Genomic DNA, 7,938 nt, shown 5'->3' with positions numbered 1-7,938 from the left:
AACTCTTTTCGGAATCCGGTGGCTGATGGTTTCTCTTCGGCGTTTCCCGAGCCGTGACCTGTCATCAGGAAAACATATGCCAGCCCATCACTATTCTAATGCGTAAATTATTGACGCGCGGCTCTTCGTTCTGCCAGGCTTTTTCTACCGCCTGAATATGCTGTTTCCGGTTCTTTTGCGATACGGAACTGCGCAAGAGACGCGGCGGTCACATAGGGAGGAGGTCACATGAAGAACGGATTCGATCGCCGCGCGTTCCTGGGGGGCGCCGGGATGGCGACGCTCAGCATCACCTTGCCGGGCATTGCCGCGGCGCAAAGCTATCCGGCCCGCCCGATTACCGTGGTGATCATGTATGCCGCTGGCGGTGGCACCGATGTCCTGATCCGCAAGCTGGCGGACGAAATGGCCAAGGCGCGCGGATGGAACGTCAGCATCGCGAACCGGCCCGGTGCCGTCGGCGGCATTGCGACGCAATATGTCAGCGCGCAGCCTGCGGACGGCTACAACATCCTTGGCGCGGCGAACTACAACAAGTTCGTGCGCGTGCTGGGGCATGTCCCGGCCTCGCCCGCGCCGTGGGAGCAATGGGCCTTCATGAAGGCCGGCAATGCCATTGCCAGCTGGTCCGTGCCCGTCGATTCGCCCTTCCAGACCTTGCAGGACGTCATCGACGCGGCGCGGGAGAAGCCGGGACGGATCAGCGTGTCCACCTCGGGGACCGGCGGGATCTGGCACGAGATGGCGCTTCTGATCGCCGCGTTCGCCAATATCGAGTTGCGCTATGTGCCCTATCAGGGCGGACAACCGGCCACGCTTGCCGGTCTGCAGGGCGAAGTCGACATTGCCGGCGGCGGGGTCCACGAGCATATCGAACTGGTGCGTGCGGGGCAGTTCCGCATGTTGCAGCAAACCGGGACGGAAGACATCGTGCTGGAAGACGGTACCGTGTTGCCGACGGTTGCCAACCTGATCCCTGACCTGGCCCCCTTCCTGCCGATGGGCGCCACCTACAACATGATGGTGCGCCGCGACACGCCGCCCGAGATCCTGGGCGAGATCCGGAATGCCTTCGTTGAGGCCGCCAATTCGCAGGACTTCCGCGATTTCCTCGCCGCGCGTTTCTTCCAGCATGATGTCAAGGTGGGGGAGGAGGCCGATCGCGAAGCGGCGCGCATGGAGGTCGTGACGGTCGACCTGTTCAACCGGTATGCCGACCAGATCGGTTCCGACGTGCTTTCGGCTGACGAACTCGGCCTGCCCGGACCGAATGGGTTCAAGGAATGGTGGCCGCCGCAAGGCTACATGCCGCTCGACCTGTGAGGGGCGTCGATCATGAGCCAGACCAATCAGAGCGAATTTGCCGGAGAAGAAGAGGGGGCTGGCTATGCCGCCCCCTCGGTGGACATGATCGCCGCCGTTCTTCTGACCCTTCTTGCCGGCTGGTACAGCTGGGAAGCACTGGGCTTTCGTGCACCCGGCGGCTGGCGCACGGCGCCCGGACTTCTGCCTTTGGCCGCGGGCCTCAGCTTGATGGCCATGGCGGTGGGTCTGGGCCTGACGGCATGGCGCCGACGGGGACGTGACGGTGCGACCGGCAAAGCCCGTCGCGACGCCGGGCACGGCGCCGACATGTTGCGGACCGCGATGCTGATCGGCGTGCTGTTCGTCTACCTGCTGGCGATGGATTCCATGACCTTTGGTCTGCGTGGCTATGTTGCCGGCGTCTTTCTGGTCGTCGGGGCGTTCGAAATCACCACCGTCCTGTGCCTGAGCGCGATGATGATGCTGTTCTGGAACGGCCGGCTGTGGATCATCGCCACGGTTTCGTTTGGCTGGACCGCCTTTCTCAGCATGACCTTCCGGAACATCTTTCAGATCGCTTTGCCGGGATGATCCGCGATGATTGATGCCTTCATTCAGGTGCTGCAGCCCTGGCTGCTGCTTGTCGCGTTCGGCGGGGTCAGCCTTGGGATTATCTGGGGGGCGCTGCCGGGCCTGTCGACCACCATGGCCATGGCGCTGCTGATCAGCCTTTCGACGGGGCTGGAGCAGTCCAGCGCGATCGTCTTCATGCTGGGTGTCTACACCGGCAGCGTGTTCGGCGGTGCCATCTCGGCCGTGCTCATCAACATTCCGGGCACCCCCGACGCTGTGCCCACGATGATCGAGGGCCACGCGCTGGCCAAGAGAGGCGAGGGCGGGCAGGCACTGGGCATGGCGATCGCCGGGTCCTTCGTGGGCAACTGGGTCGGAATTCTGCTTCTGGTCGCCTTCATTCCGCTGGTTCTCAGCTTCGCCCTGCAGTTCCGCTCGTGGGAAATGGCGCTGCTGGGCATGATCGGCATTTCGATCTGCGGCTCGATGGCCTGCGGGGCGATGCCCCTGAAAGGCTGGATCGCCGGCTGGCTGGGCATCCTCGTGGCGCTGGTGGGCTTTGATCCGATCCACGCGGTGCAGCGCTATACGTTCGGTGTGCCCGAACTGATGGACGGGGTGAACTACGTCTCTGTGCTGATCGGGCTGTTCGGGCTGACCGAAATTCTCAAGGTCATGCCCAGCCGCGCGCAGCCGGTGGTGCCGGAGTCCGTCGGCCGGGTGATCCCCTCGCTGCGCAAGCTGGCGCGCTACTCGGTCGCAGCGGTGCGCTCGGGCGTGATCGGTGCGGTGACGGGCGCCATTCCCGGTGCAGGGGCCAATGTGGCCTCGTTCCTGTCCTACGACATCGGGCGGCGCATGGCCTCGCCCGAGGAAAAGGCGAAATGGGGCAAGGGCAGCTATGAGGCAATCGTCTGTGCCGAAGTGGCCAACAATGCCAATATCGGCGGCTCGATGTTGCCCACGCTGACGCTGGGCATCCCCGGCAACGCGGCGGCGGCGGCGCTGCTGGCGGCGCTCGCGCTCAACAACATCGTGGTCGGCCCGGCAATCGAGGTGGATCATCCCGGACTGATCTATTTCATCTATGCCGCGCTGATCGTCGCCAACCTGCTGATGTATGTCGCTGCGATCGGATTGATCAAACCCTGCGTCAAGCTGTTCAGCCTGCCGCGCGCGGTGTTGCTGGCATTGATCGTGCCGATCTGCGTGATCGGGGCCTATTCGGTACGTCTGAGCATGTTCGATGTCTGGGTGATGTTCGTCTCGGGCCTGGCCGGGCTGGCGCTGCGACAGCTGAAGTTCCCGGTCGCGCCGATCGTGCTGGGCGTGATTCTGGCACCGATGGTCGACGAGAACCTGCGCCGCGCGCTGCTGGTCTTCGAGGGACGTTCCTTCGGATTCGTTGTCCAGCAATGGGTCGGCACGGTGCTGGTCATCGCGCTGCTTGCGATCTTTGCCGAAGGGCTGCTGCGACTGCGCCGCAGTCCGGGCATCCCGCAGGGCGAACCGGTGGAGCATCAGGGATGAGCACGGCCAACAGGGCGGCGGGCCGTTTCACGGGCCGCAAGGCGCTGATAACGGGGGCAGGGGGCGGCATTGCCCGCGCCCTTGCGCTGCGTCTGGCGGAAGAGGGGGCAAGCCTGGCGCTGACCGACCTAGACCCGGCACGCGCCCATGATGCCGCGCAAGCCGTGCAGGCAATCGGCGGCAGCGCCGTCTCGCTGGCCGCTGATGTCACCGACCGCGCGGCAGTCGAGACCATGGTCACCCAGTCGGCCCGGGCGATGGGCGGGATCGACATTCTCGTAACCTGCGCGGGCGGATACACGGCCTATACCCGCTTCGACGAGATCGATCCCGACGACTGGGACAGGGTGATCGCCCTGAACCTGCGCAGCGTCTTCCTGTGCTGCTCGGCCGTGCTTGCGCATATGAAACAAGCGGGCCGGGGGCGGATCATCAATCTGGGTTCGCTTGCCGGCCGGTCGACCAGCGCCGGCTCGTCGCCGGCCCATTACGCGGCGGCCAAGGCGGCGGTATCGCTGATGACGCAATACCTGGCCAAGGACACGGCCCCATATGGGATCACGGCCAACACCGTTGCGCCCGGCACCACGCGAACCGATCGGGTGAATGCGCTGCTGACGCCCGAGAAAGAGGCGGCCTTTGCCCGCATGACGCCGATGGGACGGCTTGCCGAACCCGCGGACATCGTGGGAACCATCGTCTTTCTGGCCAGCGACGATGCGGCCTATGTGACGGGAACGACGATCGACGTGAACGGCGGCCGATTGATGCTGGTGTGAATGATGGCGAGGACAGCAAAAATGCGCGTGGGGGGATATCAAGGGCCGAAATCCGTGTTGACGGCCGGGCTAAGCCGCTTTTGCGAGAGCCTTGCGGCAGAAGGTCTTGACACCGAGCGGGTCGATGACGTCACCCAGAGCGGCGAAACGGCGCGGGCGCTTTTCGACGGGATCGAGAGCGGCGCATTCCAGGCGGGCTACATGGCCTCGGGCTATCTGACCGCGCGCGTGCCGGAACTGGCGGTCATCGACCTGCCATTTTCGCAGGGCGATCGTCATGCGGCCTATGCGGCGCTTGACGGACGCGCCGGGGCCATCCTGCGCGAAGCCGTTCACGGTGCGACCGGCTATCATGTGCTGGGTTTCTGGGACAATGGCTTTCGCCATCTGACGAACCATCGCCGTCCGCTGCGAAGCCGCGCCGATTGCAACGGGTTGGTGGTCCGCACGCTCGACAACCGGATCTACCGCGAAACCATGGCGGCGATGGGTTTCACCCCTGTGGTCACCGATGTCCGCGATCTGCGTGAGGCGGTGATGACAGGCCGGGTCGACGCACAAGAGAATCCACTGACGAATTCTGTCGTGTTCGAACTGTATCGCGACCACCGCCATCTCAGCATGACCGGACATTTCTTCGGTGTCGTCCTGTTTCTGTGCCACGCGGACTGGTTCGGTGATCTGCCGCCCGCCGCCCGCCGCGCGGTCGAGGCCGCGGCGGCAACCGCCACCGTCCGGCAACGTCGTCTCGCCGAGGCGCAGGACAGCGACGCCCTGACCATCCTGCAGGCCGAGGGGGTCGAGATCCTGCCGCGATCGGCACTTGACATGGCCGGGTTTCGGGCCGCCTGCGCCGCCATCATGGATCGCGAGCGTGCCAAGCTGCCGCCGGAACTCGTCGCGGCCTATCTGGGGCAATGAACGTGTCCGGCAAAGGCGGGATTCAGGCCGTTTCTGTCAGCGCGTCGATCACCGCGCATTCGGGACCATCTTCTCCGGTACACCGCGAAACCGTCTCGGTCAGCACTTTCTCGATACGCTGAAGATCGGCGATCTTTGCGCGCACCGCCCCGAGGTGGCGGGCTGCAAGGGATTGAACGTCGGCGCACGTGCCTGCCTTGCCATCCACCAGCCCCAGCAGGTCGCGGATTTCCTCCAGCGTGAACCCCAGATCGCGCGATCGCATCACGAAGCGCAGGCGCGCGACATGGGTATCGTCATAGCTGCGATAGTTCTTCGCCGTTCGCGGCGGCTGGGGCATGAGGCCGATGTTTTCGTAATAGCGGATGGTTTCCAGGTTGCACCCCGTCAGACGCGCCAGATCTGAACGACGCAGGACACTCACCGTTCCGTGACCGGATTTCATGATTCCACTCATTGAGCCTGTATCAGCTACAGAGCCTAGGTTCGGATGATCAAACGGGCAAGGGTGATTCGACGATGGCGGAAACGACGACCGAAGCCGAGGTTCCGAGCCTCGAAGAGAGGCAGGCCAGTGATCGCAAGGCCTGGGCGTCAACCGGCGGCGCGCTTGCCGGTGCGCTGGCGATGACCTCGTGCTGCATTCTGCCGCTGGTGCTGATCAGCTTTGGCATCGGCGGCGTCTGGATTGCCCAGTTGACGGCGCTTTATGCCTACAAGTGGTACACATTTGCCTTTGCCAGCGCCTTCATCGGCTATGGTTTCTGGAAACTGCATCGGGCCGAACAGGGCGAATGCCGCGATGGTGCGGCCTGCACCCGGCCGAAGAACCGCCGCGTCATGAAGGGAACGCTTTGGCTGGCCACGATCGTCACAGCGATCGCCATGATCTTTCCCTATGTCACGCCTTACATCCTGAGCTTCTGAAAAAGGAAAAGTCATGAGAACCCTGACGTTATCGCTGCTGGGCCTGTTTGCAGCCACCGCCGCCCAGGCGGCTGAAAGACAGGCCAGCATTGTGGTGAGCGAGCTGACCTGCCCGTCCTGCCCCTATATTGCCGCCAATGCGGTCAAATCCATCGACAGCGTTGAAATCCTTCAGAGCGACTATGATCAGGCGGCGGAAAAGATCGTCTTTCTGGTGCGCTATGACGACGCCGTCACCTCGCCCGAGGCCATCGCAGCGGCCCCCCTGCAATACGGGTATCCCGGCCGCGTGCTTGAGGACGCATCGGGGTCGTGACGCGGCTCGGGACCGGGACCGATGGGAAGCAGATATTTGCTGCAACGCGGCCCGATCGCCGGCTTGATCGAAACGGGCGCGGTCTGATCGCAAGAAGGACGGAACCATGAAAGATTTGAACAGGACCCCGAAAGACGGAACCTACGATCTGATCGTCATCGGGGCGGGGTCGGCCGGGTTTTCGGCCTCGATCGCCGCCGCCGAGGCGGGCAAGCGGGTGGCGCTGGTCGGGCACGGCACCATCGGCGGAACCTGCGTCAATGTCGGCTGCGTGCCATCCAAGGCGATGATCCGTGCCGCCGAGGCGGTTCACGCGGCATCGGCCGCCGGCCGGTTTCCGGGCGTCGCGCCCTGCGCGGCCCGGGTCGACTGGCCGGCGTTGGTGTCCGGCACCGCCGAACTTGTGGCCGCGATGCGACAGAAGAAATATTCCGACCTGCTGCCGCAATATGAAACCGTCGACCATATCGACGAGGGCCCTGCGCGGCTGGTCGAGGGCGGTGTCGAGGTCGGCGGGCGCCGCATGACGGCCGAACGCATCATCGTCGCCACCGGATCGCGCCCGCACATGCCCGATATTTCGGGGCTCGGCGCGGTCGATGTGCTGGACAGCACCGGCCTGCTGACGCTGCCTGAACGCCCTGACAGCGTGATCGTGCTGGGCGGCGGTTATATCGGGGCCGAACTGGCGCAGATGGCGTCGCGGCTGGGGGTCAGGGTGACGCTGGTCACTCGCTCGCGGCTGTTGCCGGGTGCGGAACCCGAGGTGGGCGAGGCGCTGACACAGGCGATGCGGGCCGAGGGTATCCGTGTCGAGACCGGCCTGAGCTACCGCGAGGTCGCCGCCCACGATGGCGGCGTGGCGCTGACCATCGAGCGGGGCGGCAAGCCGGTGACGCTCACCGCCGCGCGGCTGGTTGCGACCGCCGGGCGCGTGGCCAATACCGACGGTTTGGGGCTGGAGGCGCTTGGCATCCGGACCGACCGGCGCAGAGCCATCGTGGTCGGCCCCGACATGGCCACCACGCGGCCCGGCATCTATGCCGCCGGCGACGTCACCGACCGCGACCAGTTCGTCTATATGGCCGCCTATGGCGCCAAGGTCGCGGTCAACAATGCGTTCGGGCTGGAACCGATGCGCTATGACAACGCTGCGATGCCTTGGGTCGTGTTCACCGACCCGCAGGTCGCCGGCGTCGGCCTGTCCGAAGTCCAGGCGGGCGCAGCGGGGCACGAGGTCAAGACCAGCGTCCTGGCATTGGACAACGTGGCCCGAGCGCTGGCAGCGCGCGACACCCGCGGGCTGATCAAGCTGGTTGCCGATGCGCGGACCGACCGGCTGCTGGGCGGGCAGATCGTGGCACCGGAAGGGGCGGACACGATCCAGACGCTGGCCATGGCGCTGAAGGCGGGCATGACCACCAAGGCGTTGGGCGAAACGCTCTTTCCGTATCTGACGACCGTCGAAGGGTTGAAACTGGCCGCGCAGACCTTTGACAAGGACGTGGCCCGACTCAGTTGCTGCGCGGGATAGGATCCGTGCTCTTCACCACCTGCCGCCGAAGCGGTGCGGTGGTTTCTGGCCGC

The 7,938-nt window shown here is 64.9% G+C and carries 9 protein-coding genes; 8 read left to right on the top strand and 1 reads right to left on the bottom strand.

What is annotated here, in order from left to right:
* The first annotated feature begins 228 nt into the window (after positions 1–228).
* From B4L36_RS14150 to B4L36_RS14130, 5 genes are read left to right on the top strand one after another with little or no spacing between them, the layout of a single operon-like run.
* A complete protein-coding gene (locus B4L36_RS14150; RefSeq protein ID WP_292958444.1) occupies positions 229–1,323 on the top strand; it encodes a Bug family tripartite tricarboxylate transporter substrate binding protein in 1,095 nt (364 codons plus the stop codon).
* 12 nt (positions 1,324–1,335) lie between these two features.
* Positions 1,336–1,896 carry a tripartite tricarboxylate transporter TctB family protein gene (locus B4L36_RS14145; protein ID WP_292958442.1) on the top strand — a complete coding sequence of 187 codons (561 nt, stop codon included), beginning with the start codon at positions 1,336–1,338 and terminating at the stop codon, positions 1,894–1,896.
* Positions 1,897–1,902: 6 nt separating this feature from the next.
* The gene (locus B4L36_RS14140; RefSeq protein ID WP_292958433.1) at positions 1,903–3,408 is read left to right on the top strand and encodes a tripartite tricarboxylate transporter permease; all 1,506 of its coding nucleotides are present in this window, start codon (positions 1,903–1,905) and stop codon (positions 3,406–3,408) included.
* On the top strand, positions 3,405–4,187 hold the full coding sequence (locus B4L36_RS14135) for an SDR family NAD(P)-dependent oxidoreductase (protein ID WP_292958431.1): 783 nt from the start codon (positions 3,405–3,407) through the stop codon (positions 4,185–4,187). The genes B4L36_RS14140 and B4L36_RS14135 overlap by 4 nt, the downstream gene beginning before the upstream one ends.
* Positions 4,188–4,214: 27 nt before the next feature.
* The gene (locus B4L36_RS14130; RefSeq protein ID WP_292958429.1) at positions 4,215–5,108 is read left to right on the top strand and encodes a TRAP transporter substrate-binding protein; all 894 of its coding nucleotides are present in this window, start codon (positions 4,215–4,217) and stop codon (positions 5,106–5,108) included.
* A 22-nt stretch (positions 5,109–5,130) separates the two neighbouring features.
* Here B4L36_RS14130 and B4L36_RS14125 read toward each other — a convergent pair whose 3' ends face one another.
* Entirely contained in the window at positions 5,131–5,553 is a 423-nt protein-coding gene (locus B4L36_RS14125) for a MerR family transcriptional regulator (protein WP_292958427.1), read from the bottom strand.
* Positions 5,554–5,627: 74 nt separating this feature from the next.
* Between B4L36_RS14125 and B4L36_RS14120 the strand changes: the two genes are divergently transcribed.
* The 3 genes from B4L36_RS14120 (at position 5,628) to merA (ending at position 7,885) form a co-directional block, all read left to right on the top strand.
* Positions 5,628–6,035, top strand: coding sequence for a mercuric transporter MerT family protein (locus tag B4L36_RS14120; protein WP_292958425.1), 408 nt, complete (start codon positions 5,628–5,630; stop codon positions 6,033–6,035).
* Between the two features lie 13 nt (positions 6,036–6,048).
* Positions 6,049–6,351 carry a heavy-metal-associated domain-containing protein gene (locus B4L36_RS14115; RefSeq protein WP_292958423.1) on the top strand — a complete coding sequence of 101 codons (303 nt, stop codon included), beginning with the start codon at positions 6,049–6,051 and terminating at the stop codon, positions 6,349–6,351.
* 106 nt (positions 6,352–6,457) lie between these two features.
* On the top strand, positions 6,458–7,885 hold the full coding sequence (merA, locus tag B4L36_RS14110; RefSeq protein ID WP_292958421.1) for a mercury(II) reductase: 1,428 nt from the start codon (positions 6,458–6,460) through the stop codon (positions 7,883–7,885).
* Positions 7,886–7,938: the final 53 nt, after the last annotated feature.

The organism is Paracoccus sp. UBA889 (genome assembly GCA_002294185.1).
Classification (GTDB): domain Bacteria; phylum Pseudomonadota; class Alphaproteobacteria; order Rhodobacterales; family Rhodobacteraceae; genus Paracoccus.
The sequence above is the reverse complement of the archived record's forward strand: the minus strand, read 5'-3'. Positions and strand labels throughout refer to the sequence as shown.

Coding starts and splice junctions, on each gene's coding strand:
- B4L36_RS14150 (WP_292958444.1), top strand. CDS start 229: ATGAAGAACGGATTCGATCGCCGCGCGTTCCTGGGGGGCGCCGGGATG.
- B4L36_RS14145 (WP_292958442.1), top strand. CDS start 1,336: ATGAGCCAGACCAATCAGAGCGAATTTGCCGGAGAAGAAGAGGGGGCT.
- B4L36_RS14140 (WP_292958433.1), top strand. CDS start 1,903: ATGATTGATGCCTTCATTCAGGTGCTGCAGCCCTGGCTGCTGCTTGTC.
- B4L36_RS14135 (WP_292958431.1), top strand. CDS start 3,405: ATGAGCACGGCCAACAGGGCGGCGGGCCGTTTCACGGGCCGCAAGGCG.
- B4L36_RS14125 (WP_292958427.1), bottom strand. CDS start 5,553: ATGAAATCCGGTCACGGAACGGTGAGTGTCCTGCGTCGTTCAGATCTG.
- B4L36_RS14120 (WP_292958425.1), top strand. CDS start 5,628: ATGGCGGAAACGACGACCGAAGCCGAGGTTCCGAGCCTCGAAGAGAGG.
- B4L36_RS14115 (WP_292958423.1), top strand. CDS start 6,049: ATGAGAACCCTGACGTTATCGCTGCTGGGCCTGTTTGCAGCCACCGCC.
- merA (WP_292958421.1), top strand. CDS start 6,458: ATGAAAGATTTGAACAGGACCCCGAAAGACGGAACCTACGATCTGATC.